This window comes from Bradyrhizobium yuanmingense (assembly GCF_900094575.1).
In the GTDB taxonomy this organism is placed as follows: domain Bacteria; phylum Pseudomonadota; class Alphaproteobacteria; order Rhizobiales; family Xanthobacteraceae; genus Bradyrhizobium; species Bradyrhizobium yuanmingense.
Genome location: NZ_FMAE01000003.1, coordinates 503,808 through 526,196, shown reverse-complemented (window position 1 = coordinate 526,196; position 22,389 = coordinate 503,808). Strand labels below are relative to the sequence as shown.

The window sequence follows — 22,389 nt, the reverse complement described above, 5'->3', positions numbered from 1 at the left end:
GTTAATTCATGTCTCATCTACTGCTGATCTTTCATATCGAAAGTCAGCGCAATCGTTTTCCAAGTGTCATACTGAGCTTTGGGCAAGAACGTGTAGGCCTGACACTGTTGGATCGCACGCTTGGCACTCTCCGCCATCGCATTTGCAATTGCCCGAGACGGTCCTCGAACCGCGACAATCACAGGCGCTGACGCGAGCGTTCCGTCGGGGCGCATCTGAATATCTATGTCGGCCGTAAACTGATCCCTGTCCTGAGCATCGTAAGGGAAATTGAAGCAGTGCTTGACGGCAGCGACGAAAGCTCCCTGCCAAGTCGCGACGTTGTTGGCGGCCGTCCCTGTCGCTGTGCCCAGCGAGGCTGATGCATTCAACGCCGAGCCGGTCTGCTCGTGCCGGGTCGCGGCGCGCTTGTCGAGGTCGCGCTGGATCTGCGCGGGATCGAAGGTGCGCTCCTTGGGCTTGGGCTGCTGCTGCGGCTGCACCGCCGCGACCTTCTGCTCCACGGGCTTGGGCGGCGGCTTCTTGGTCTCCATCTTCTTCTGCAGCTCGGCGATCGGATCTTCCTTGGCCGGATCAGGCTTCTTTTCCTGCGGCTTCGGCTCTTCCTTCGGCTTGGCCTCGGCGACGGGCTTCGGCGGCTCCGGCTTCTTCTCCACCGGCTTCTCGACCGGCTTCGGCGGCGGCTCCGGCTGGGAGTTGGTCTTGATCAGCTCTTTCTTCTCGGTGACCTTGCCGACGGCGTCTTCCTCGGGCTTGGGCTCCGCGATCTTCTCGACCTTGGGCTTCAGCTCCTCCTTCTTGCCGGTCTTCTGCCCCGCCATCATCTTGGCGAGCTGATCGGAGGAGACGATGTCGATCGGAAGCGATTCCTGCGTAGCGATGTAGGCCTTGCTGCTGAAGGTGACGAGCCCCCATCCCAGCACGAGGACATGCAGGGCAATCGACGCAACGAGTGTCTTGTCGACGTTCACCTTCACGGCCTCAAGACCCCTGATCCGCTTCCGTGACGAGCGCCAGCTTCTTGAATCCGGCGCCCGAGAGCTGGCCCATCACCTTGGCCACGGTGCCGTAATCCGCCTTCTTGTCGGCGCGCAGATAGATGCGTTCCTCGAGGCCGCCGCGCGCATCGGTGATCGCCTTCAGCTTCGGGATCAGCTCGTTCAGCGCAATCTCGGTGTCGTTGATGAACACCTTGCCCTTGATGTCGACCGACATCTGGATCGGCTTCTGGTCGTTGTTTTCGAGGCTCTTGGCACTGGTCTGGGGCAGGTCGAGCGGGACGCCGACCGTCAACATCGGTGCCGACACCATGAAGATGATGAGCAGCACCAGCATGACGTCGACCATCGGCGTGACGTTGATCTCGGCCACGACCGGCTTGCGCCGGCCGCGGCGCCCGCCGCCGCCGGACGAACTCGCAACGTTCATGGCCATGATCGCGTGCCCAGATTGCCCTTCACACTATACATGCCGTCCGTCAGCCCCGCTCGTCGATCTGACGAGACAGAATGGCTGAAAATTCATCAGCAAAGCCCTCGAGCCGCTGGGCCTGCCGGTTCACCTCGGAGGTGAACTTATTGTAGAAAATAGTGGCAGGAATGGCGGCGATAAGGCCGACGGCGGTCGCAAACAGCGCCTCGGCGATACCGGGGGCGACCACCGCCAGAGAGGTATTTTTCGAGGCCGCGATCGACTGGAAGCTCGACATGATGCCCCAGACCGTGCCGAACAGGCCGACGAAGGGGCCGGCGGAGCCGACGGTCGCCAGCACCAGAAGGCGCCGTTCCAGCCGCTCGACCTCGCGCGCAATCGAGACGTTCATCACCTTGTCGATGCGCATCTGAAGCCCTGCGACCGAGCGGGCATGGCTCTCGAACGAGCGCTTCCACTCGCGCATCGCCGCCACGAAGCAGGCCGCCATGGAATGCGTCGGCTTGGCCGACAGCGTGCGATAGAGCTCCTCGATCGACTCGCCGGACCAGAACGCCTGCTCGAACCGGTCCATCGAGCGGCGGGTGCGCGCGTAGAGAAAGATCTTGTCGATAGCGATCGCCCAGACCCAGACCGAGCAGGCCAGAAGCCCCAGCATCACCGCTTTCACGATCCAGTGAGCCTGCCAGAACAGCGCGATCAGCGACACGTCGGCGGAGGCAGCAACCGGAAGGGCTGACTGAGCCAATTCGGCCGGATTCATAAGCAGTATCCTCTCAAGGCGATCGTTACCTAATGTCCTTCGGCCAGCAAATCGCGGCCGGTGTTCCCCAACAGCCGCGCTGGACCCGCGCGGCGGGCAAGCCCGCTCAAAGCCTTCTCTTTCTGGGGTGCAGGGCTCGTCCAAAGGCTCGTCAAAAGCCGGCCGCCTGCATTCCCCGCCAAGATGTCAAAACTAAGGGGCCTCGACCCCAGGCCTTGACGTCGGGCTCCGGGCACGCCTGTCCGCACATACCAGAGCCCGCCGATGGTTAATGCGGGGTTACCGGCGGCGCATTTGGCTGCAGGAAAGACAGTCCGTGCAGGGGGATGGACCCCGGATCCCGTGTTCCAGACGCACCGGCCGGAGGAACCTGCTCTCGTGCCAAAAATTGTCCGGAAAATCACTCTCAGCGAGGTCCTGCCATGTCCATCAACCCCAAGACGACCGCCGCGATCGGCGATCACCCGCTCCACCCCATGCTGATTCCGTTCCCCGTCGCGTTCCTGGTCGGCGCTCCCATCGCCGATCTGGCCTTCATCGGAACCGGCGACGGTTTTTGGGCACGCGCCGCGATGTGGCTGATCGGCGCCGGCATCGTCATGGCGCTGGTTGCCGCCGCAGCCGGCTTCACCGACTTCTTCAGCGAGCCACGCATCCGCCGCCTGAACGATGCCTGGTACCACATGGTCGGCAATCTCGCGGCGGTGGTGCTGGCCCTGGTCAATTTCTATCTCCGCTACGCCCAAGGCGCGGAGGCGGCGATCAAGCCCTGGGGCGTCGTGCTGTCCCTGGTCGTGGTCGGCATCCTCCTGTTCACGGGATGGAAGGGCTGGGAAATGGTCTATCGCCACCACGTCGCGGTGCTGGATGCGCCGGGCCAGACCAGCTCGGAGCCGGTCAACCCGCATCATGGCGGCGAAAGCCACCGCCGCGCCGCCTGAGCGACAGTCAAGCGGACGAAGCGGCCGCAAGGCAATTGGTGAGCCGCGCGGGATTGCCGATTGCGGTACAGCCGCCAGGCACGTCACCGGTCACGACAGTCCCGGCGCCGATCTTGGCGAAGTCGCCGATCTCGATGTCGCCGAGGATGGTCGCGCCGGAGCCGATGAACACGCCGCGACCGATGCGAGGCGAGCGCATCGGCAGGTCGCCATGGCGTCCGATGCTGACATTCTGAAGGATGGTCACCTCGTCGCCGATGACGACATTGGCACCGATCACGATGCCGGTGGCATGGTCGAGATAAACCGACGAGCCGAGGCTCGCGGCCGGATGAATGCTGACCTGCAGGACGTTCGAAGCCTCGTTCTGCAACAGCAGCGCCGCATCACGATGGTCATGACGCCATAGCCAGTGCGAGACGCGCCAGGACTGCAGCGCGACATAGCCCTTGAAGTGCAGCAGCGGCGGCAACAATCCGGCGATGGCGGGATCACGGAGCACGATGGCGCGCAGGTCGCGGCCGGCCGCTTCGACCAGATCCGGTTGGCCGCGAAAGGCATCGCGGGAAAACGTCGTGAAGCGCTCGCGATCGGCGGCGCTGCCGCCCAGCCGACGCCCGATCAGATCGGCCAAGGCAGCGGTAAAATCGTCATGGGCAAGGATGGCATCGGCGACAGCCTTGCCGAAGACGGGATCCGCCGCTGCGGTGCGCCGCGCCTCGCCGCGTATCTCCTGCCAGAGGATGTCGCTCGCCACGATCGCAGTCTCCGTCCGCATTGCCGCCTGCGGTGTTTTGACGCTTGCTTCTCGCTGTCGAATATAGGACGCAGGCCGCCTGCGCGCCAATTGGCGTCGGCAACACGCGCGGCCACCTGTGCGCCATGCTCCCCGTAAGACTACGGGCTTGCTTGCCAGAGAGCTGCGGCCAGCCTTCGGCCGAAGCCCGCGGTGGCATCCGCGGGTTTTGGTACCCGCCGGACGTCAAGCTGCCGGCCAGTTCCGAATCCACGTCATCCGAGGTCACGCTCAAATATGCCGCTCAACGCCCCCGCCGACGACCAGCACGACGACATCATGTATCCATCCGCCCTGCCGTTCCTGCTGGTCCATCTCGGCTGCCTTGCGGCAATCTGGTCGGGCGTCACCTGGCAGGCGGTCGCGATCTGCGTCTCACTCTATTGCTTGCGGATGTTCGCGATCGGAGCCGGCTACCATCGCTATTTCTCGCATCGGGCGTTTGCGACCAGCCGGGTGTTTCAGTTCATCCTGGCCTGCCTTGCGCAAAGCAGCGCCCAGAAGAGCGTGTTGTGGTGGGCGGCCAAGCATCGCCACCATCACCTGCATTCCGACACTGAAAACGACGTGCATTCACCGCGTCACCGCGGCTTCCTCTATAGCCATCTCGGCTGGATCTTTTACCGGCAGCACGACGCAACCGACCTCGTGAAGGTCGGCGATCTCGCCGCCTATCCCGAGCTGATGTGGCTGCATCGGCTGGAGCTGCTGCCGGCCTTCGTGCTGGCAGGGCTCTGCTTCCTGGTCGCAGGATGGTCGGGTCTGGTGGTCGGCTTCCTCTGGAGCACGGTGCTGGTCTATCACGCGACCTTCTGCATCAATTCGCTTGCCCATGTGCACGGGCGCAAGCGCTACGTGACCGGCGATGATTCCCGTAACAACTGGCTGCTGGCATTGGTCACGCTGGGTGAGGGCTGGCACAACAATCACCACGCCTATCAGAGCAGCGTGCGACAGGGCTTTCGCTGGTGGGAGGTCGACGTGACCTATTACATCCTGACGCTGCTGTCGTGGATCGGCGTCGTCTGGAACATGAAGGCGCCGCCCGAACAGGTGCTGCGCAACGAGCAGCCGCTCGGCGCGCGGGTCATCCAGCGGGCGGCCCGCGAGCTCGCCGGACGGTTCGATGCGCAAACCCTGGCGCATGCGATCTCGTCGGCACGCCGCCGGGCCGATCTCGCCCAGTTGCAGCTGCCGACGCTGCACGACATCCTCAATCGCGCGCATGAAGGTGTCGACGCGCTGACGCATCTGCATCTGCCGAAGATCCCGACACGCGAGGAGTTTCTCGCGGAAGCCAAGGCGATGTTCGCGCGCACGCGATCGCTCAACGAGATCGTCGACCACGCCTACGAATACTTCCTGGCCTCGGTTCGCGCGCAGCTCGCCACGGCGCGCTGAAGCTTCACGCCATGCGACACCGGCCGGCAGCGGTCATGCTGCCGGGGCGCGTCCATCGCGGGCGCGGCCGGGGTCAGCTTGCTTGCGGAGGCTGAGCGCATAGAGCCAGCCGCCTGCGGCGATCAGCACCGGCAGGACGAAAAGCGCGAAATCGCGGAGCAGGATCATGGGACGATACTTCCCTGCGCGAACGACACAGCGCGGCTGAGTGCGTACGATGCGCCCCAATATAGATTGGCGCTGAGAAACAACCGCCAGGACTCGCCGAGCTGCCATTCCGGGTAGAGCTGAACTTCCGTGGGCCACCCATTGAGGAACGCAATCGCCACCGGCACCACAGGGCCGAAGCGCTCGAACAACACGGCCGCGCGCTCGAACAATGCGAGGCGCTGGCTGATTTGTTTGCGTTCAATGTTGGTCATGATCGTGCCCGTCGGCGCCGCGGAGGCGCAGTCAAGGCTTGGTCGGTGCTAGCGCGGTCCGGGTTCTATCGATCCTGCACATCTGCGTGATGGGCCTCGCAAAGCCCTCGCAGGCGCTTCGCATCGCCAGGACGACCATCGAAGTGTGACATAAACCAAACCGCCCGCCTGCGGGTTGCGCAGGCGGGCGGCTCGGGGCCATCAGGACTTTGGGGGCATGCGCCTGAAGGCTTTGAGAGGTGTAATTCTTCGGATCAGCCCTGCTGCTGGTCGGTCGGCGGCGGGGTCGGACGCGTCTTGTGCTGCGCCATGAACTGATCGAACTCTTCCTTGTCCTTGGCGTGACGCAGGCGGTCGAGGAAGTTCTTGAACTCGACCTGCTCTTCCTCGAGCCGGCGCAGTGTCTCACTGCGATACTCGTCGAAGGCGCGGTTGCCGGAGGACGGCGGGCCGAAGCCAAAGCCGAAGCCGCGGCGCTCCATGCGGTCGCGCATGCGATCCATCTTGTACTGCATCTTTTCCATCTTGTTCTGCCAGCGATCCTGATTGCTCCAGCACGACATTCTTCTGCTCCCGAGTGTGAAAAAGAGGAGGGCAAGTCCGATCGGCCACCAGATGATGAAGCCGAGAATGGTCACGGCGATCCAGCCGGGATGCCAGGGCGTGTCCAGCATGCGGGGGCGCTCGTAATATTGCTGTTGGTCCGACGGGCCGCGCCAGCGATTGACATCAGCGGTGTAGGCCATTTCCCTTCTCCATCACGGCACCAGCGCCGTTGTGAATGTAAATAACATTTACATAGCTAGACCATCCCGCGATTTTGTCAAGCTGGCAGCAAGACACGCCCGCGTGATTACTTGCGCAATCTTATTTCGGCTTGCCCCAGGGGCTGCCGGGCGGCAGGCCCGAACCGGAGGGAGCCTCCGGCGGCACCGGCGGCGGCTCGGCGCCCCTGGCCGGAGGACGGCGGTCGATCGGGAAGCCGAGGCCGCGCAGATAAATCAGTACCTCGGCCTCCAGCAGCTCGTCCGGCGACATCGGCAGCTTGCGTCGCGCAGCATCGCCGCGGGAAAACAGCGAGGCCACGCCATGCGACATCGACCAGATGTGCAGCGCCATCATCATCGCCGGCGGGCGGGGTGTGCCGGGCGGCGTCAGTGCGGCGAGCCGCTCGGCTGCGGCTCGAATGATGTTGAAGGCGCGTTCGCTGGCCGCCTGAAGGGCGGGATTGGCATCGACCGGCACGCCCGATTCGAACATCGCGTTGTAGAAGGCCGGCTCCGCGCGGGCAAAGGCGAGATAGGCCTTGCCGACGCGCTCGAAGGCGGTGACGGTGTCGGGCCGCCCGTCGTCCCACGCCGCCGACAGGCGCGCCTCGAACTGCTCGAAACCGCGCTGGGCGATCGAGGACAGCAGCTCGTCACGGTCGCGGAAATGCCGGTAGGGCGCCGCCGCACTGACTCCGGCCATGCGCGCGGCATCGGCGAAGGTGAAGCCGGCCGCCCCCTTCTCGGCGATCAGCCCGAGGGCCGCCTGTAACAGGGCTTCCTTCAGATTGCCGTGGTGATAGCCGCGCTCGGCGCGGCGCTGCTCCTTGCGCCAGCTCATGTGAACGAGCTTTACATGAGCCGGGCGTGAAGGTCACTAGCGGCGGCCGGACTGGTTAACCCGTATTTTCACGTCATTCCGGGGCGATACGGAGCATCGAACCCGGAATGACGGGTGACCGGGGCTACATCTCCGGAATCGGCAGCACGGGCATGACCTCGATTGCCTCGCCCGGGAAGATCGCAAAATGCGGATGGTTCTCGAACAGCTTTGCAGCGTCCTCCTGCGAGGCGGCACGCACCACCGTGAAACCGGTCAGCGCGTTGCTGACCTCGGTGATTCCGCTCCCGTCGATCCTGCGGGTCTTGCCGAGCGGGCCGCCCATCTCGACGATCACGGATTTGTGCTTCTCGACCCAGCCGTGCCAGGCGGCCATGCCCTCCTGCTCCTTCGCCTTCCGCTCGGCCTCGGGCAGCGCGCGCCACGCCGCCATTTTCGATCCGCTCGTGCTGCCGAGATAGACGGCGAGAAATTTGTGTTCGGTGCTCATGGGTTTTCTCCTTCAGATTGATTGGGAATCGCGCAGCCGCCGTCTCGTCTACGTCTTCAGGTCGCCGAACCCGGCGACGATCTCCTGCACTTCGGGCGAGTAGTCGGCCATCTCCTGCACCTGGCGGACCTCGATGATCTCGTTGGCTGAAGCGGGACATTTCTTGGCCCAGGCGATCGCCTCGGCGCGCGAGGCGACCTCGATCATCCAATAGCCGCCCAGGACTTCCTTGGCTTCCGCGAAGGGCCCGTCGGTGACGATGGGCTGGCCGGTCGCAAACGAGACGCGTGCCCCGGTCGACGGCGGGTGCAGCCCATCGAGCGTGATCAGCACGCCTGCGTCCTTCAGCGCCTCGTTGTAGCGCATCATCGCGGCGACGCGCTCGGGATCGAGCTGCAGCTCCGGCGGCGCGTTCTCGTAGCCGAGCGGGATCATCAGCATCATGAATCGCATGGGAGTTCCTTGCTGCTCTCAGTCATTCCGATATGTCCTGCGGGCGGAAACGGCCGGGCCCGCGTCCCCTCCAAGACGAACGGCCTTCTGCCGGGCCGACAGCGGGACAGAAATTATTCGAGGCCGCAGCGCAGCCGCGGCTGGCGCATTCTGGGCCGCATCGGGCTCGATCGGCTCGGCGAGGCCTTTCATGCCGGAACGAAAGCGCAGTAAAAGGAACCGGCGCTTCGCGCGCTGCTCCCGGACACAGGACAGATCAGGCAATGCCGCAAGCCCCGCAAAAAGTCGCCCTCGTCACCGGTGCCGCCCGCGGCATCGGGCTTGCGACCGCGAAGAAATTCCTGGCCGAGGGCTGGCGCGTGGCCCTGCTCGACATCGAGCACGAACTGCTCGGCCGCGCGGTCGCGGACATCGGCCAGAGCGAGGCGACGCTGGCGCTGACCTGCGATGTCGCCGACGCGGCCGCAGTCAGCACCGCAATGACGACGATCGAGCGGCGGTTCGGCCGGCTGGACGCGCTGGTCAACAATGCCGGCATCGCGGTGTTCGCGCCGCTGATGGAGACGTCGGATGCCGACTGGCGCCGCGTGCTCGAGGTCAACCTCACCGGACCGTTCCTCTGCACTAAGGCCGCGGTGCCCCTGATGCGCGACGGTGGTGGCGGCGCCATCGTCAACATCACCTCGATCTCAGCCGTGCGCGCTTCGACACTGCGCTCGGCCTACGGCACCAGCAAAGCAGGCCTTGCACACCTTACCAAGCAGCTCGCGGTCGAGCTCGCCTCCCTCAACATCCGCGTCAACGCGGTCGCACCGGGGCCGGTCGACACCGCGATGGCGAAGCAGGTGCACACCAAGGAGATCCGCGCCGACTATCACGACGCCATTCCGCTCAACCGCTACGGCCTGGAAGAGGAACTCGCGGAAGCGATCTATTTCCTGTGCTCGGGCCGCGCGAGCTACATCACCGGCCAAATTTTGGCCGTGGACGGCGGCTTCGATGCGGCGGGCATCGGCCTGCCGACGCTGCGCGGGCAAAGGCGCAACGGGTAGGCGCAGGATTTGTAGGGTGGGCAAAGGCGCAACGCGCCGATCCCAAATTTGCGGTGCGGATGGTGGGCACGCTACGCTTTGCCCACCCTACGAAAGCGAGTTGGTGGAGAGTTCATGCAACGCATCACCTTCCTCAAAGCTCTGATGCTTGCATCCGCGCTGCTCGCCGCCGCGCCTGCGGCGGCCGAGATCCGCATCATCCAGTCCCCGGGCGGACAGGTCGGGCCGTTCCTCGATCTGTTCGAAAAGGTCCGCGACAGTGGCGAGCGCGTGGTGATCGACGGCCCCTGCCTGTCCGCCTGCACGCTGGTGCTGAGCATCGTGCCGGGCGAGCGCATCTGCGTCACCAAGCGCGCCGTGCTCGGCTTCCATGCCGCACGCTCGGTTGACCGGCGCGGCCGCTTCTATGCCGAGCCGGAAGCATCGGTCGCGGTGCTTGCCGCCTATCCCGGTCCGGTGCGCGACTGGATCAGCCGACGTGGCGGTCTGACCTCGCGGTTGCTGCTGTTGAAGGGGCGCGATCTCGCCGCGATCTATCCGCGTTGCCGCTGATACAGCCGGCAGCCGCCACCGCTTTCAAAACAGCGTCTGGATCACTGGCGCCAGCTTCGCGCTGGCGCAAATGAGCATTCCCCAAAGAGCAAAGTTGATCTGTAGCGCCGCCGCCATCGGTCGCTCCCCTTGCAAGTGACGTCCATCCCAGTTTGTAGCTTTTATGACTCACCAATAACGATTCTGACGTGCAGAGCACAGCCCAATCTTGCGCCAATTGTTGTGCGATGCAGCTCGCTTCACGAAGCGGCCTCACTGCGTCCGCAAAGTGATGCGAAAGCACGACTCATATTCGGCCATGCCGGCAAGTTTGTTTTGCCTTGAGTTCCATTGAACCGACGATGCGCGTGTCTCACGCAGATTCTGCGCGCCGATTGTGGAGGCAAAAGCCCGGCATGATTCGACACGGCTTGATCGTGCTCACTTTTTGCACAGCGCTGATCGGATGCGCAGAGGCGCCAGCGCAGGAACGCCGCGCCATTGCATGGGATGGCCTCGGCAAGGATCCGAACCGTCCGCATGTGGCCAAGCGGCGCGTCACGACCGGCGCGCCGGCTGCAAGTGATCCCAATCAGGAGCGCGAAAAAGTGCTCGGCACATTGCGGGCCTATTCCGAGGCGTGGTGGGCGGTCCAGGACGAGATACAGGCGGAGAACGACAGGAAGCTGGGCGCCAAGCTCGTGATCTGTCCTCGCTGCGTGGAATCGTCGCCGCCGCCCGAGGACGTCACCGGATCAATCCGGTGAAAGGACAACGGCTGATCGGCGCCTAACGTAACGAAACGTACGTCCCCTCTCCCGCAGCATTGGAGAGAGGCATCGCAACGCGACGGTCGCGCCCAAAGCGCGATGCGATAGGATAAATCGTCATCGCGCTTTAGGTTGTTGTTTGAGCATGATCTTTTCGGAAAACCGCTTCACACTTTTCCGGATCATGCTCCTATCACATGCCCTCGGCCGGGCAGTTCACCATCCAGGGAATGCCGAACTTGTCGATGCACATCCCGAAGCCCTTGGCCCAGAACGTCTTGCTGAAGGGCATGGTGACGCTGCCGCCGTCGGCAAGCGCGTTGAACTTGCGCTCACCATCCACGGGGTCCTTGACTGTAATCGAGATTGCAAAGCCCTGCGGCTTCTGGAAATGCTCGGCCGGCGAGTCGGAGGCCATCAATACCGTGCCGTCCGGCAGTGACATCCGCGCATGCATGATCATCTTCTCGCGGCCGGGCGTAGCCGGCACCTCCGGCGGAGCATCCGATGCGCGCATCATCGCGTCGATCTTGCCGCCGAGAACCTTGGCGTAATAGTTGAACGCTGCTTCGCAATTGTCCTGGTAGAACAGATAGGGATTGAGCATCGTTTCTCTCCTCTTCGTTTGCCGTGAGACCTATTGCTTCTCGGTGAGCTTCTTCAGGCCGGCGAGGCCGGTCTCGAAATCCTTGCCGATCATGCTGTCCATGTTGAAGAACACCTGCATCAGCTTGGACATGAACGGGGCCGGACCGTACATCGCCCATGTGACGAGTGTGGCATCGCCTTGCGGCACAAAGGTGAACTCGGCGGTGTTGTGGCCTTCGAACGGCCGCTCGAAATCAAGCTTGATCCGGAGCTTGGTGGGCCCGGTCGCCTCCAGGATCTCCATATGGCCGGCGCCGACCTTGTTGTCGCCCTCCCAGGCATAGGTCGCACCCTTCCCTGCCGCGGTTCCGCCGAACGTCCGCTTCATGGCGGGATCGCGGGTCTCATACGGCGACCAGGCGGTCCAGCGATGGAAATCGGCAACCAGCGGATAGATCACAGCGGCCGGTGCCCTGACGGCGAGCGAGCGTTCCACACGGAACGTGTCGGGTTTCGTCAGGGCGAAGACGAGGACCGCGGCAAGGCCGGCGGCGAGAACGATGGCGATGACGGCAATGGCTTTCAGCATGGATGGCTCTCCGTGGATACGGAGCCTAGGACGAACGGGGGAGGCCCCGGCCCGACAATGGGACAGAAATTCTTTGGCGCACTGCGCACCCCACGTCCTGGCGTGGAAACAGACGGGCCTACTTCGCCTTGGCGCTTTCCTTTGCCTTCGGCTGGCTGTCCCGGATCAGGCGATCGAGATGCATGCGGATGTGGGCGGCTTCGGCCGAGGTGTTGGCGAGCGCGATGGCGCGGTCGAAGGCGATTCGGGCTTCGTCGTTGCGGCCGAGCTGCATCAGGAAGGCGCCGCGCACGCCGTAGAAATGGAAATAATTGGCGAGCTTCGGCGCCAGCGGCTCGATCAGCTCGAGCGCGGCCTGCGGCCCGCGCACCTTGGAGACCGCGACCGCCCGGTTGAGCGTCACCACCGGCGAGGGCTGCACCACTTCGAGCGCGCCGTAGAGCAGGTCGATCTCCGTCCAGTCGGTCTCCTCCGGCGTCGCCGCGCGCGCATGCAGGGCGGCGATCGCGGCCTGAATCTGGTAGGGCCCGCTGCGGCGGTGGCGCATCGCCTTGTCGATCAGCGCGAGGCCCTCCGCGATCATGGTGCCGTTCCACAACGAACGATCCTGATCGTCCAGCAGGATCAGCGACCCGTCCGCGGCAAAGCGCGCCGCGCTGCGCGCGTGCTGCAACAGGATCAGCGCGGTCAGGCCCATGATCTCCGGCTCGCTCGGAAACAGCCGCAGCAGCAGCCGCGCCAGCCGGATCGCCTCCTCGCACAGCGGCTTCCTGATCTCCGCGGTGTCACCGCTCGCCGAATAGCCTTCATTGAAGATCAGGTAGATCATCGCCGCGACGCCGGCGAGCCGTTCAGAGCGCTCGACCGCGCCCGGCGCCTCGAACGGCGTCCCGGCCTCGGCCACCTTTGCCTTGGCGCGCGTGATGCGCTGCTCCATCGCCGCTTCCGAGACCAGGAACGCGCGGGCGATCTGCTTCACCGTGAGGCCCGAGACGATGCGCAGCGCCAGCGCGATCTGCTGCGTCGCCGGCAGTCCTGGATGGCAGCAGATGAACATCAGCCGCAAGATGTCGTCGCGATAATGCGAGCCGTCGAGCCGCTCGGCGAGTTCGCCCTCGGCATCGTCGAGATCGGAGATCGCCTGGTCGTCCTCAGGCAGCGGCTGCTGCCTGCGCGCGCGTCGCACTTCGTCGATCGCAACGTTGCGGCCGACCATGATCAGCCAGGCCGCGGGATCGCGCGGCGGCCCATTCTGCGGCCAGGTCTTGAGCGCGCGCAGGCAGGCGTTCTGAAACGCCTCCTCGGCGGTGTCGAGATCGCGGAAATAGCGCAGCAGCGCGCCGACCGCCTGGGGTCGCGCCGAAGTCAGCGCAGTCTCGATCCAGGCGGTATCGGCCTCGCTCACGTCAGGTTTCCTCCGGGCCGGAACACGCCGACGGGACGCACCTCATAGGCGCCGCCGGGATTGGCGGCACCCAGCTCGCGTGCGACGTCGAGCGCGTCGTCGAGATTCTTGCAGTCGACGATGTAGAAGCCGAGGAGCTGCTCCTTGGTCTCGGCATAGGGACCGTCGAGCACCAGCGGCGGATCCTCCTTGCGCAGCGTCGCCGCCGCGGTCGTCGGCAACAGCCGCGCCACCGGCCCGAGTCGACCCTGCCTGGTGAGCTTCTCCTGCACCACGGTGAGCTTCTTCATCACGGCCTCGTCCTGTTCCTTGCTCCAGGAGCCGACGAAATCCTCATCGTGATAGCAAAGAATGGCGTAAAGCATGGGCAGCACTTCCCTCGTCTGTTCTGAAGACGCGCCAATATGCCCCGCCCCGACAGCGCTGCGGAAAAAATTTGCAAGAAAAATCCGGCAGATCGTGCCAAGGAGGGCCTTCTTGCGCGGAACCTGAAGAGGCACTTCGAATGACCATGGGCACACTGGCCGTCCTGATCAACAGCACGCAGCAGAACTGGCTGCCGGAGCGCTGGAAGGCCCGCTTCGACGCGGTCTGCGGGGGACGCCGCGTGGTGCTGCTGCCGGACGCCGGGCTCGATCCGGCGGAGGTGCATTATGCGGCGGTGTGGAAGCCGGTGCCCGGCGATCTCGGTGCGTTCCCCAATCTGCGGGCGATCTTCAACCTTGGCGCCGGCGTTGACGCGCTAATGGCGGACAAGAGCCTGCCCGAGGTGCCGCTGGTGCGCGTCGCCGTGCCCGATCTCACCAATCGCATGACCGAATATGTCGTGCTGCACGTTCTGATGCATCACCGCCAGGAGCTTTACCTGCGGCAATCGCAGCGCGAGAAGCGCTGGGAGCCCAGATATCAGTGGCCGGCGAGCGCGATCACGGTCGGCGTCATGGGGCTGGGCACGCTCGGCGCCGATGCGGCCGACGTGCTGCGGAGGCTCGGCTTCCGCGTCGCCGGCTGGAGCCGCAGCCCGCGCACGATCGAGGGCGTCGAATGCTTCCACGGCACTGCAGGCATGGACGCGTTCCTGCGCAAGACCGACATCCTGGTCTGCCTGCTGCCCCTGACACCAGACACGCACGGCATCCTCAACCGCGAGGTCTTCGCCAAGCTCAATCGCACCAGCCCGCTCGGCGCGCCGGTGCTGATCAATGCCGGCCGCGGCGGCCTGCAGAACGAGGCCGATATTCTCGCCTGCCTCGACGACGGCACGCTCGGCGCCGCCTCGCTCGACGTCTTCGTGCAGGAGCCGCAGCCGAAGGACAGCCGGTTCTGGACCCACCCCAAGGTGGTGTTGACGCCGCACAATGCCGCCGACACCGACGCGGATGCGATCTCGGCCTATGTCGCCGAGCAGATCGCCCGGTTTGAGGCGGGCGGCGCGCTGGAGAACGTGGTGGACCGAAAGCGGGGATATTGAAGCTTCGCTTCCAGCTTATCCTTTGGCGCCGATCATCACGTCGATCGCGCTCTTGACGATCGCCTCCAGCTCCTTGCGCGGCACGCGGGCGCGGGAGCGGATGGCGATGGTGTGGATGGTGGCCGATGCGATCTGTGCCAGCGCGAACGGATCGGCGCTCTCCGGCAGTTCGCCTTTCTCCTTGGCGCGGCGGAAGCAACTGGCAAAGGCCTTGTCGAGCCCGGTGAGGCCGTCCAGCACCATGGCGCGGATCTCGGGATCGCCGACCGCCTCGGAGGCCGCGGTCACGACCGTGAAGCAACCGCGCGGTCCGGTGTCGCCGGACAGATAGATGTCCAGCGCGGCTGCGTAGATGCGCTCCAGCCGCTGGCGCAGCGGCATCTCCTCGCGGAAGATCGCGACCATCGCCGCGCCCGCCTCGTCGCGGTAGCGCTGATAGCTCTTGATGTAGAGCTCGCGCTTGTCGCCGAAGGCGCCGTAGAGGCTCGGCCGGTTCATGCCGGTGGCTGCGCTGAGATCGTCGAGCGAGGTGGCCGCGAAACCCTGCTTGCGGAACAGATCGAGCGCCTTGCCGAGCGCGATATCGGGCTCGTAGGCGCGCGGACGGCCGCGGCGCTTAGGCCCACCGCGACGCTCGGACTCGCCGCGACGCTCGGGCTGATTGGCAGCAGCTGGCGGCTTCGATTTTTGTACCATTCCGCAAGTTATTCCTTGACCTCACCCATATTATGCAAGATGGTACAAAAATCAATCTGGCCAGGTTGAGCGACACCCAAAGAGGAATTGCCCAAGGAGGCTACAGATGGATCTCTATTTCTCGCCGCTTGCCTGCTCGATGGCGACACGCGTCGCGCTGTATGAAGCCGGCGCCGAGGCGAACTACCTCGAAGTCGATCCGCCGACCAAGAAGGTCTTGAGCGACGGCTCCGACTTCCGCACCGTGAATCCGATCGGCCTCGTGCCGACGCTGCGCACCGATGAAGGCATGGTGCTGACCGAGAACGCTGCGATCCTGCAATATGTCGCGGACCGTTTCCCGCAAGCCGGCCTCGGCGCGAGCGCGGGCATCGAACGCACCCGGCTGCATCAATGGCTCTGCTTCATCGGCACCGAGCTGCACAAGGGTCTCTTCATCCCCATGCTCGACCGCAAGGCGCCGCAGGAAGTCAAGGCCTATGCCCTGGAAAAGAACCTGTCGCGGCTCGACTATCTCGACAATTACCTGAAAGGACGCGAGTTCCTGCTCGACCATTTCAGCGTGGCCGATGCCTATCTCGTCACGGTCATCAACTGGACCATGGCGACGCCGCCGATCGAGCTTGCGAAATGGCCGAACCTGAAGGCGTATCACGAGCGGCTGCGTCAGCGACCTTCGATTGCCAAGGCGATCGCGGAGGAGTTCGAGCTGTACAAGGCCGAGCTCGCTCGGAAGAAGGCCGCGGCCTGAGGCCGCACGCGAGCTCCGTAATCGCGCGGCAGCGCGCTATCTCGGGGCCTGCAGCGCGATGCCGTAGCGGCGGTAGATCCGGTCGATCGTGCCGTCGCTGCGCAGCCGCTCCACGGCTGCGTCGATAGCTTCGCGCAACGCATCGTCCGGGCGGACCATGCCGACGCCGACGTTCCAGTTCAGATCGGCCGTGCTCTCGTCGCGATCGAGGATCCGGAGCGGTTTGTCCGGGTGGGTCAGATTGAAATAGCTGGCGGCGGTGGGCGTGACCGCGGCGGCGTCGATCTCGCGGTTCGACACGGCCTCCAGGCTGTCGCTCTCGAAGCCGAAGGTCGATATCGGCACGCGCCGCTGACCGATGATCATGGCTGCGATCGATCCAACCTGCACGCCCACCTTGGTCGATTCGTTGAGGCTGGCGAAGGACGTGAGCGTGCTGGATGACGGCACGGCGAGCGCGACGCCTGTGCGATAATACGGTTTGGAGATTCTCAGGCGGGTTTCGCCTTGCGCTTCGCGATCGGCGATGACGTCCAGGAGAATGTCGCAGCCGGCGCTGCGCATCTGGTACTGCGTGATGATCCAGTCGAGCCGCAGCGAGACACCGAGCTCGCGTGCCAGCACCCGACCGAGTTCGACCTGGAAGCCGGGCGGATCGCCGGTCTTGTGCGCGAAGGGAAGCGAATTGGGATGTGCGCAGAGCCCGATCACGCCGCTGGAGCGGATCGCCTCCAGGGGGCGCGCCGCCGCCTGCCCCGACAGGACGATGGCGGCAGCGACGATGACCGGGGCAAATGTCTTCATTCCACACTCTATGCTAGTCAGCCGTCGCGCGGTTTCAGGGCGCGGATGTACTTGACCATCTGGTCGATCTGGGCGTCGGTGAAGGCGCCGTCAAAGGCCGGCATCGCTCCTTGCTTGCCGAGCTTGATGCGACTGCGGATATAGTCGTCGTCGCGCGGCGAATTCATCAGTTGCGGCCCCTTCCCAGCGGCCCGGCCACCGTCGGAGTGACAGAAGCCGCAAGTCCCCGCAAACACCTGCTCGACCTCGAACGCCGCGTTCTCCGGCGCGGGTGTGGCGGATTGGGCCTGGGCCATCGCAGCCCACAGCAACGAGGCGCCCAGCCCCGCCAAAATCGTCTTGCAAGACAGTCTCAACAGCTACGCTCCATTCCTGAGCCACGCGGCCGCGACATCGATCGAGGAGCGGGCTTGCGCCCGCTCCATGATCAGAACATCTGCGGCAGACTATTTCAGGCTGAAGACGACCAGGGCGCCGTCGTCACGCGGCATGCTCTTGTAGACGCCGCCGAAGTTCGGCGCATATTCGTCCGCCAGCATCCCGCCGAAGCCCGCCGTCACCGCGATATATTGCTTGCCGCCGACGGAGTAGCTGACGATGCCGCCCTGATGGCCGGTGCCGTTGTTGTGCCTCCATAGCTCGGCGCCAGTTTCGGCATCATAGGCGTGCAGCACGCCACGCGAATCAGGCACGAAGACGAGGTTGCCTGCGGTCGACAGCACGCTTCCGAGCGGAGGCTCGGGATAGCGAACCTCCCATTTCTTCGCGCCCGTGATGGGATCGCGCGCGTCGAGATGTCCGTAGATCTCGCCACCCGGAGGAGGCACCATCTTGAAATCGGCACCGATGTTGAGCTGGACCTGCGGCGTGGTGACCGGCGTCGTCTTCTGGATATCCAGCGTCATGCACCATTCCTGTCCGATCTTGTAATAGAGACCGGTCTTGGGGCTGTAGGAGCCGGCGTTCCAGCTGATGCCGCCGCCGATGAACGGACACAGCGGCGGTTCGGTGACCTTGCCGACCGGGAAATCGCGACGGCCGATCAGGGCGCCGGTCTTGGGATCGATGTCCTTGACGAAGTTGATGTTCTCGACCAGCCGCCAGACGTTCTTCACTTTGAGATTGCGGTCGTAGACGAAGACAAAGCCGCCCTTGTTCGGATGGACCACGTATTTCTGGCCATCACGCTCGAGCATCACGAATTCGCCGACCGAGCTGTCGAAGTCCCAGGCATCGTGCGGCAGTTCCTGATGGTAGAATTTCAGCTTGCCGGTATCGATGTCGAGGCCGATCACCGAGCTCGTATAGAGGTTATCGCCGGGACGCGCGCCCTGGGTCTTGTAGTCTGGACCCGACCAATCGTAGAGCGGCGCCGGATTCGCAGTGCCCCACAGGACAGTGTTGGTCTCGGAATCGTAGGTGCCCGGCATCCAGCCGCCACCACCGCCGGTGCGCCAGGACTCGTTGCCCCAGGTCTTCATCGCCTCTTCGGTGCCTGCGACCGTGAGGAACTCCCACTTCTTCTTTCCGGTTGCGGCATCGAGCGCGAAGATCGGGCCGCGGCCCGGCCATTCGCCGCCCTGCGCGCCGATGATCACGCTGCCCTTGGCGTAGAGCGGCGCGCCGGTGAAGCCGACCGTCAGCTTCTGCGAGTCGATCAGCCTGGTCTCCCAGAGAACCTTTCCGGTCTTGGCGTCCAGCCCGAAGACACGGCCATCCATGGTGCCGACGAAGACCTTGCCTTCGCCGAGAGCGACGCCGCGGTTATAGGGCGAGTGGGTCTGGCGGCTGATCAGCGCTTCATCCAGCTCCGGAAAGAACGACCAGATCACCTCGCCGCTGGCGCCGTTCAGCGCGAAGACCCGGCTGTAAGAGCCCGAATAGTACAGCACGCCGTCGGCGACGAGCGGCATCGACTGCAGGCCGCGCGTCGATCGCCCGGGAATGTGCATCCATGCCACGCCCAGATTGCCGACATTGCTCGTATTGATCTGTGTAAGCGGGCTGTAGTGATGGGATTTGTACGAACCGTGATAGGTGAGCCAATCGTTCTGGCCGGCGGCCTCGATCCGGGCCGTATCCACGGACTGAGCCAATGCCGCCGTCGCTGCAAGTGTCGCAACGACAACGACAGCCAAGGCCGAGCTGAGCCACTGTTTCCTCATCTGCACTTCCTCCCGCTCTTGTGTTTGTTGATTGCGTCTCGTGAATGCGGCTTGCGAGGGGTATTTGCAGTTCAGTGTGCGTCGATCGTCCTCCATCGGACCGAATCGTCAACAGACGTCCCCTCTCTCGGCGCATCGCGCCGAGGAGCCACGTTCACCGGAGTGGTTGCTGTTGTACTTCTGCTTGCCGTTACACTGTACGACGGATCACAGGGCGTGCAAATATGGAATGCGCGCCGAAGTCAATTCGATGCAGCGCGACTTGAAACGGCAGCGACGCTGACCGTTTTTGCTTTCGATCCGCCGATCCCGGAACAAGTCGTCTTATCCGTAAAGCACCTTCGGCAGAATCGTGACGATGCCCGGCCACAGCGTCAGCAGCAGCACGAATCCGATCATGATCATGAGGTACGGCATCGTGACGCGGGCGATATAGCCGAGACCGTCGTCGGTCAGCCCCTGGATCACGAACAGGTTGAAGCCGACGGGCGGCGTGATCTGCGCCATCTCCACGGCGAGCACAAGGAAGACGCCGAACCAGACCTCGTCGAAGCCGGCACCCTTCACGATCGGCAGCACGATCGGCAGCGTCATCACGATCATCGAGAAGCCGTCGAGGAAACAGCCGAGCACGAGATAGAAGACGATCAGCGCCACGATCAGCATGAAGGGCGACAGGCCGAGGCTCTTGACGAACGCGGCCACCGCCTGCGGGATGCCGAGGAAGGCCGCGGCATTGCCGAGGATCGAGGCTCCCAGCACGATCAGCGCGATCATCGAACAGGTGACGACCGAGCCGATCAAGACGTCGCGGATCACCTGCTGCGACATTGCGCCTTGCACCCAGGCAACCAGGGCCGCGCCGAGCACGCCGACCGCGGCAGCTTCCGAGGGCGTTGCGAGCCCGCCATACATCGAGCCGAGCACGCATGCGATCAGGAACAGCGCCGGCGCGAGATCCTTCAGTGCTGCAAAGCGCTCGCTCCACGGCACCTGCGAGAGCTTGGCTTCGGTCTCGGGCACCATCGCGGGTTTGAGGGTGGTGTGCAGCATCACCCAGGCCATGAACGTCGCGGCCAGCAGGAAGCCCGGCAGCACGCCGGCGGTGAACAGCTTCAGGATCGAGACGTCGCCGAGCACGCCGTAGATGATCATGATGTTGGAGGGCGGGATCAGGAAGCCCAGCGTGCCGGCGCCGGCGAGCGAGCCGATCGCGATGTCACGGGAATAACCTCGGCGCGTGAGCTCGCTGAGCGACATGCGGCCGATCACCTGCGTCGTCGCGGCCGACGAGCCCGAGATCGCCGCGAAGATGGTGCAGCCGATCACGTTCACATGCAGCAGGCGCCCGGGCAGTAGGCCCGCCCAGGGCGCGAGGCCCTGGAACAGCGAGCGCGACAGGCGGGTGCGAAACAGCAGCTCACCCATCAGGATGAACAGCGGCAGCGCCAGCAGCTCCTGCGTGGTCAGGATGTTCCAGGCGTATTGCGGCAGCAGCTTGTCGAGCGGGACCGAACGGAACATCGCGAGCAGCAGCGTCGCGGTCAGCGCAAGCGTGAGGCCGATCCAGACGCCGCAAGCCAGCAGCACAAACAAGATCGCGAACAGGGCGACGACTTCGATGGTCATGCGATCTTGGATCCGGATGCGGGCAAGGCGGTCATTCGACGGGCGAGGCCTTCATGCGATGGTCCTCCAGCGGCAGGCCGAGCGCGGCCTGGATCGCACGCGCGAGGAACTGCAGCGTCAGCAGCAACATGCCGAAGGTGACGATCGCTTGCGGAAACCACAGCGGCGTGTCGCTCGAGGTCGAGACCTGGCCGCGCACGAAGGCGCTCCAGGCGAATTTCGCCATGGCCATGGTCAGGAACGCCATGAAGGCGAAGCCGGCCGCCGCCGAGAGGATCTCGAGCGCGCGCTGCACCGGCACGGGTGCGTTCTTCAGGAGCAGCACGACGCGGATGTGGCCGCCGACGCGCAGCGTCATGGCGGCACCGAAAGTGAAGGCCGCCGCCATCAGATAGGAGGAATATTCCCACGCGATCGAGATGGTCGGCGGGAAGAACGGTAGGAAGTTCGAGAGGAAGCGGGTTGCGACCTCGCACAGCATCAACAGCGTCAGCATCAGGAGACAGAAGCCGCCGATCCAGCCATCGAGCCGGCCGAGGCGATCGATGCCGTCGAGGACGATGCGCAGCGGCGCAGGCGCCGCCGCGTTGAGGCTTTGCGATGCTTCAGGCGAAAGGCTCACCACGCCTCGCCCTCAGCCGCGCTTAATTTCGGCGAGATAGGCCCGCACCGGCTTGTCGGCCGCCGGCACGCGCTTGAGGAAGGCATCCAACTGCGGCGCGGTCTTGGCCCGGATGTCCTTCATCATGGCGTCCGAGACCGGCACCACCTCCATGCCGCCCTCCTTGAGGCGGTTGAGGCTGTCGACATCGGCCTTGAGCGAATTGGCCCAGAAGCCGGGCTCCATCTTCGCCGCGATGTCAGCGACCAGCTTCTGTTGATCGGCGCCGAGCGCCTTCCAGGCATCGAGATTGACGGTGAGCATCTGCGACGACCAGACATGGTTGGTCGGGTAGACGTATTTCAGGAACTCCCAGAACTTGCCGTCGACGCCGGACACCGACGAGGTGGAGACCCCGGCCACCGCGCCGGAGGCGAGTGCGGGGATCGTTTCGCCCCAGGGGATCATCACCGCCGCCATACCGATGGCATTGAGCATCTCGACCGCATTCTTGTCGGGCACGCGGATCTTGATGTTCTTGAGGCCCTCGACGTCGGCGACCTTCGCCTTCAGATGCAGATATTGCGTCGGCCACGGCACGATGTAGAGTATCTTCTGGTTGTTGCGCGCAGCGATCTTCTCGTATTCAGGCCGCACATATTTGTGCAGCACCTTGAGCTCCTCCACGGAGCCGCAGAGGAAGGGGATGCTCTCGACGCCCATGAAGGGCTCGTCGCCGACCTGCTGGATGTTGAGCACGTCGGCGAGCGGCACCAGGCCGTCGCGCACGGCCCGCAGGTGCTCGGGCCCCTTGAAGCCGAGCTGGCCGCCGGCCTTCACGGTGATGGCGACCGCACCATTGCTTTGCTTCTTCACTTCCTCCGCGAAGGCCATCGCGTTCTGGGTGTGGAAATTGCCGTCGGGCCAGACCGTCGACATATCCCAGCTCGTTGCCGCCCGGGCGCGAGTCGAGATGTGGCCGGCGGCGAGCAGCGTCGCTGCGCCCACAGTGAAGTTCCGTCGCGTAATCAT

At 64.4% G+C, this 22,389-nt stretch carries 28 protein-coding genes; 7 read left to right on the top strand and 21 right to left on the bottom strand.

What is annotated here, in order from left to right:
- Positions 1-17: 17 nt before the first annotated feature.
- The 3 genes from GA0061099_RS12205 to tolQ are packed head-to-tail and all read right to left on the bottom strand — an operon-like array spanning position 18 to position 2,194.
- Complete coding sequence (locus GA0061099_RS12205) at positions 18-977, bottom strand: protein TolA (RefSeq protein ID WP_074447700.1); 960 nt, start codon at positions 975-977, stop codon at positions 18-20.
- A gap of 4 nt (positions 978-981) precedes the next feature.
- Positions 982-1,434 carry a protein TolR gene (tolR, locus tag GA0061099_RS12200; RefSeq protein WP_036021864.1) on the bottom strand — a complete coding sequence of 151 codons (453 nt, stop codon included), beginning with the start codon at positions 1,432-1,434 and terminating at the stop codon, positions 982-984.
- A 43-nt stretch (positions 1,435-1,477) separates the two neighbouring features.
- Positions 1,478-2,194 (bottom strand): protein TolQ, encoded by a 717-nt coding sequence (tolQ, locus tag GA0061099_RS12195; protein WP_008546343.1) that lies wholly within the window; start codon positions 2,192-2,194, stop codon positions 1,478-1,480.
- Positions 2,195-2,616: 422 nt separating this feature from the next.
- Between tolQ and GA0061099_RS12190 the strand changes: the two genes are divergently transcribed.
- Complete coding sequence (locus GA0061099_RS12190; protein WP_035998550.1) at positions 2,617-3,135, top strand: DUF2231 domain-containing protein; 519 nt, start codon at positions 2,617-2,619, stop codon at positions 3,133-3,135.
- A gap of 7 nt (positions 3,136-3,142) precedes the next feature.
- On the opposite strand, the gene GA0061099_RS12185 is transcribed toward GA0061099_RS12190, so the two are convergent.
- On the bottom strand, positions 3,143-3,913 hold the full coding sequence (locus GA0061099_RS12185) for a serine acetyltransferase domain-containing protein (protein ID WP_036021861.1): 771 nt from the start codon (positions 3,911-3,913) through the stop codon (positions 3,143-3,145).
- Between the two features lie 255 nt (positions 3,914-4,168).
- Here GA0061099_RS12185 and GA0061099_RS12180 point away from each other — a divergent pair, with 255 nt between their 5' ends.
- Positions 4,169-5,332, top strand: a complete 1,164-nt coding sequence (locus GA0061099_RS12180; protein WP_074447699.1) for an acyl-CoA desaturase — start codon at positions 4,169-4,171, stop codon at positions 5,330-5,332.
- A gap of 33 nt (positions 5,333-5,365) precedes the next feature.
- On the opposite strand, the gene GA0061099_RS42740 is transcribed toward GA0061099_RS12180, so the two are convergent.
- From GA0061099_RS42740 to GA0061099_RS12155, 6 genes are all read right to left on the bottom strand, one after another.
- Complete coding sequence (locus tag GA0061099_RS42740; protein WP_271542926.1) at positions 5,366-5,500, bottom strand: hypothetical protein; 135 nt, start codon at positions 5,498-5,500, stop codon at positions 5,366-5,368.
- Entirely contained in the window at positions 5,497-5,754 is a 258-nt protein-coding gene (locus GA0061099_RS12175) for a hypothetical protein (RefSeq protein WP_035998541.1), read from the bottom strand. Before GA0061099_RS12175 ends, GA0061099_RS42740 begins: the two co-directional genes overlap by 4 nt.
- Positions 5,755-6,008: 254 nt before the next feature.
- A complete protein-coding gene (locus tag GA0061099_RS12170; RefSeq protein ID WP_035998538.1) occupies positions 6,009-6,500 on the bottom strand; it encodes a DUF2852 domain-containing protein in 492 nt (163 codons plus the stop codon).
- 121 nt (positions 6,501-6,621) lie between these two features.
- Positions 6,622-7,362, bottom strand: a complete 741-nt coding sequence (locus GA0061099_RS12165) for a TetR/AcrR family transcriptional regulator (protein ID WP_057028075.1) — start codon at positions 7,360-7,362, stop codon at positions 6,622-6,624.
- 124 nt (positions 7,363-7,486) lie between these two features.
- Positions 7,487-7,852 (bottom strand): YciI family protein, encoded by a 366-nt coding sequence (locus GA0061099_RS12160; protein WP_036021849.1) that lies wholly within the window; start codon positions 7,850-7,852, stop codon positions 7,487-7,489.
- Between the two features lie 48 nt (positions 7,853-7,900).
- Positions 7,901-8,305, bottom strand: coding sequence for a YciI family protein (locus GA0061099_RS12155; RefSeq protein WP_035998515.1), 405 nt, complete (start codon positions 8,303-8,305; stop codon positions 7,901-7,903).
- A gap of 263 nt (positions 8,306-8,568) precedes the next feature.
- On the opposite strand from GA0061099_RS12155, the gene GA0061099_RS12145 reads away from it, so the two are divergent.
- From GA0061099_RS12145 to GA0061099_RS12135, 3 genes are all read left to right on the top strand, one after another.
- Entirely contained in the window at positions 8,569-9,357 is a 789-nt protein-coding gene (locus tag GA0061099_RS12145) for an SDR family NAD(P)-dependent oxidoreductase (RefSeq protein WP_036021843.1), read from the top strand.
- Positions 9,358-9,471: 114 nt separating this feature from the next.
- Positions 9,472-9,909, top strand: coding sequence for a hypothetical protein (locus GA0061099_RS12140; protein WP_035998510.1), 438 nt, complete (start codon positions 9,472-9,474; stop codon positions 9,907-9,909).
- A 395-nt stretch (positions 9,910-10,304) separates the two neighbouring features.
- Positions 10,305-10,655, top strand: coding sequence for a hypothetical protein (locus tag GA0061099_RS12135; RefSeq protein WP_036021841.1), 351 nt, complete (start codon positions 10,305-10,307; stop codon positions 10,653-10,655).
- Positions 10,656-10,851: 196 nt separating this feature from the next.
- Here GA0061099_RS12135 and GA0061099_RS12130 read toward each other — a convergent pair whose 3' ends face one another.
- The 4 genes from GA0061099_RS12130 to GA0061099_RS12115 all read right to left on the bottom strand — a co-directional run bounded on the left by GA0061099_RS12130 (position 10,852) and on the right by GA0061099_RS12115 (position 13,605).
- On the bottom strand, positions 10,852-11,265 hold the full coding sequence (locus tag GA0061099_RS12130; protein WP_036021839.1) for a VOC family protein: 414 nt from the start codon (positions 11,263-11,265) through the stop codon (positions 10,852-10,854).
- Positions 11,266-11,295: 30 nt separating this feature from the next.
- Entirely contained in the window at positions 11,296-11,835 is a 540-nt protein-coding gene (gene kdpF, locus GA0061099_RS12125; RefSeq protein WP_036021837.1) for a K(+)-transporting ATPase subunit F, read from the bottom strand.
- A 118-nt stretch (positions 11,836-11,953) separates the two neighbouring features.
- On the bottom strand, positions 11,954-13,240 hold the full coding sequence (locus GA0061099_RS12120; RefSeq protein ID WP_035998501.1) for an RNA polymerase sigma factor: 1,287 nt from the start codon (positions 13,238-13,240) through the stop codon (positions 11,954-11,956).
- Positions 13,237-13,605 (bottom strand): YciI family protein, encoded by a 369-nt coding sequence (locus GA0061099_RS12115; RefSeq protein ID WP_035998498.1) that lies wholly within the window; start codon positions 13,603-13,605, stop codon positions 13,237-13,239. Before GA0061099_RS12115 ends, GA0061099_RS12120 begins: the two co-directional genes overlap by 4 nt.
- 140 nt (positions 13,606-13,745) lie before the next feature.
- Between GA0061099_RS12115 and GA0061099_RS12110 the strand changes: the two genes are divergently transcribed.
- A complete protein-coding gene (locus GA0061099_RS12110; protein WP_036021835.1) occupies positions 13,746-14,711 on the top strand; it encodes a 2-hydroxyacid dehydrogenase in 966 nt (321 codons plus the stop codon).
- 15 nt (positions 14,712-14,726) lie between these two features.
- On the opposite strand, the gene GA0061099_RS12105 is transcribed toward GA0061099_RS12110, so the two are convergent.
- The gene (locus GA0061099_RS12105; RefSeq protein ID WP_035998494.1) at positions 14,727-15,407 is read right to left on the bottom strand and encodes a TetR/AcrR family transcriptional regulator; all 681 of its coding nucleotides are present in this window, start codon (positions 15,405-15,407) and stop codon (positions 14,727-14,729) included.
- Between the two features lie 106 nt (positions 15,408-15,513).
- On the opposite strand from GA0061099_RS12105, the gene GA0061099_RS12100 reads away from it, so the two are divergent.
- A complete protein-coding gene (locus GA0061099_RS12100) occupies positions 15,514-16,158 on the top strand; it encodes a glutathione binding-like protein (protein ID WP_036021833.1) in 645 nt (214 codons plus the stop codon).
- Between the two features lie 36 nt (positions 16,159-16,194).
- Here GA0061099_RS12100 and GA0061099_RS12095 read toward each other — a convergent pair whose 3' ends face one another.
- The 6 genes from GA0061099_RS12095 to GA0061099_RS12070 form a co-directional block, all read right to left on the bottom strand.
- A complete protein-coding gene (locus tag GA0061099_RS12095; protein ID WP_035998489.1) occupies positions 16,195-16,962 on the bottom strand; it encodes a substrate-binding periplasmic protein in 768 nt (255 codons plus the stop codon).
- A 17-nt stretch (positions 16,963-16,979) separates the two neighbouring features.
- Positions 16,980-17,294, bottom strand: coding sequence for a c-type cytochrome (locus tag GA0061099_RS12090; RefSeq protein WP_225112963.1), 315 nt, complete (start codon positions 17,292-17,294; stop codon positions 16,980-16,982).
- 114 nt (positions 17,295-17,408) lie between these two features.
- Positions 17,409-19,127, bottom strand: a complete 1,719-nt coding sequence (locus GA0061099_RS12085; RefSeq protein WP_035998486.1) for a pyrroloquinoline quinone-dependent dehydrogenase — start codon at positions 19,125-19,127, stop codon at positions 17,409-17,411.
- Between the two features lie 324 nt (positions 19,128-19,451).
- Positions 19,452-20,756 (bottom strand): TRAP transporter large permease, encoded by a 1,305-nt coding sequence (locus tag GA0061099_RS12080; RefSeq protein ID WP_036021830.1) that lies wholly within the window; start codon positions 20,754-20,756, stop codon positions 19,452-19,454.
- A 31-nt stretch (positions 20,757-20,787) separates the two neighbouring features.
- Positions 20,788-21,381, bottom strand: coding sequence for a TRAP transporter small permease subunit (locus GA0061099_RS12075; protein WP_035998480.1), 594 nt, complete (start codon positions 21,379-21,381; stop codon positions 20,788-20,790).
- Between the two features lie 9 nt (positions 21,382-21,390).
- Positions 21,391-22,389, bottom strand: coding sequence for a TRAP transporter substrate-binding protein (locus tag GA0061099_RS12070; RefSeq protein WP_036021827.1), 999 nt, complete (start codon positions 22,387-22,389; stop codon positions 21,391-21,393).

Bases quoted from the DNA above. Each gene is read 5' to 3' on its own strand.
- tolR (WP_036021864.1), bottom strand. From the start codon at position 1,434: ATGGCCATGAACGTTGCGAGTTCGTCCGGCGGCGGCGGGCGCCGCGGC.
- tolQ (WP_008546343.1), bottom strand. From the start codon at position 2,194: ATGAATCCGGCCGAATTGGCTCAGTCAGCCCTTCCGGTTGCTGCCTCC.
- GA0061099_RS12190 (WP_035998550.1), top strand. From the start codon at position 2,617: ATGTCCATCAACCCCAAGACGACCGCCGCGATCGGCGATCACCCGCTC.
- GA0061099_RS12185 (WP_036021861.1), bottom strand. From the start codon at position 3,913: ATGCGGACGGAGACTGCGATCGTGGCGAGCGACATCCTCTGGCAGGAG.
- GA0061099_RS12180 (WP_074447699.1), top strand. From the start codon at position 4,169: ATGCCGCTCAACGCCCCCGCCGACGACCAGCACGACGACATCATGTAT.
- GA0061099_RS42740 (WP_271542926.1), bottom strand. From the start codon at position 5,500: ATGATCCTGCTCCGCGATTTCGCGCTTTTCGTCCTGCCGGTGCTGATC.
- GA0061099_RS12175 (WP_035998541.1), bottom strand. From the start codon at position 5,754: ATGACCAACATTGAACGCAAACAAATCAGCCAGCGCCTCGCATTGTTC.
- GA0061099_RS12170 (WP_035998538.1), bottom strand. From the start codon at position 6,500: ATGGCCTACACCGCTGATGTCAATCGCTGGCGCGGCCCGTCGGACCAA.
- GA0061099_RS12165 (WP_057028075.1), bottom strand. From the start codon at position 7,362: ATGAGCTGGCGCAAGGAGCAGCGCCGCGCCGAGCGCGGCTATCACCAC.
- GA0061099_RS12160 (WP_036021849.1), bottom strand. From the start codon at position 7,852: ATGAGCACCGAACACAAATTTCTCGCCGTCTATCTCGGCAGCACGAGC.
- GA0061099_RS12155 (WP_035998515.1), bottom strand. From the start codon at position 8,305: ATGCGATTCATGATGCTGATGATCCCGCTCGGCTACGAGAACGCGCCG.
- GA0061099_RS12145 (WP_036021843.1), top strand. From the start codon at position 8,569: ATGCCGCAAGCCCCGCAAAAAGTCGCCCTCGTCACCGGTGCCGCCCGC.
- GA0061099_RS12140 (WP_035998510.1), top strand. From the start codon at position 9,472: ATGCAACGCATCACCTTCCTCAAAGCTCTGATGCTTGCATCCGCGCTG.
- GA0061099_RS12135 (WP_036021841.1), top strand. From the start codon at position 10,305: ATGATTCGACACGGCTTGATCGTGCTCACTTTTTGCACAGCGCTGATC.
- GA0061099_RS12130 (WP_036021839.1), bottom strand. From the start codon at position 11,265: ATGCTCAATCCCTATCTGTTCTACCAGGACAATTGCGAAGCAGCGTTC.
- kdpF (WP_036021837.1), bottom strand. From the start codon at position 11,835: ATGCTGAAAGCCATTGCCGTCATCGCCATCGTTCTCGCCGCCGGCCTT.
- GA0061099_RS12115 (WP_035998498.1), bottom strand. From the start codon at position 13,605: ATGCTTTACGCCATTCTTTGCTATCACGATGAGGATTTCGTCGGCTCC.
- GA0061099_RS12110 (WP_036021835.1), top strand. From the start codon at position 13,746: ATGACCATGGGCACACTGGCCGTCCTGATCAACAGCACGCAGCAGAAC.
- GA0061099_RS12105 (WP_035998494.1), bottom strand. From the start codon at position 15,407: ATGGTACAAAAATCGAAGCCGCCAGCTGCTGCCAATCAGCCCGAGCGT.
- GA0061099_RS12100 (WP_036021833.1), top strand. From the start codon at position 15,514: ATGGATCTCTATTTCTCGCCGCTTGCCTGCTCGATGGCGACACGCGTC.
- GA0061099_RS12095 (WP_035998489.1), bottom strand. From the start codon at position 16,962: ATGAAGACATTTGCCCCGGTCATCGTCGCTGCCGCCATCGTCCTGTCG.
- GA0061099_RS12085 (WP_035998486.1), bottom strand. From the start codon at position 19,127: ATGAGGAAACAGTGGCTCAGCTCGGCCTTGGCTGTCGTTGTCGTTGCG.
- GA0061099_RS12080 (WP_036021830.1), bottom strand. From the start codon at position 20,756: ATGACCATCGAAGTCGTCGCCCTGTTCGCGATCTTGTTTGTGCTGCTG.
- GA0061099_RS12070 (WP_036021827.1), bottom strand. From the start codon at position 22,389: ATGATTACGCGACGGAACTTCACTGTGGGCGCAGCGACGCTGCTCGCC.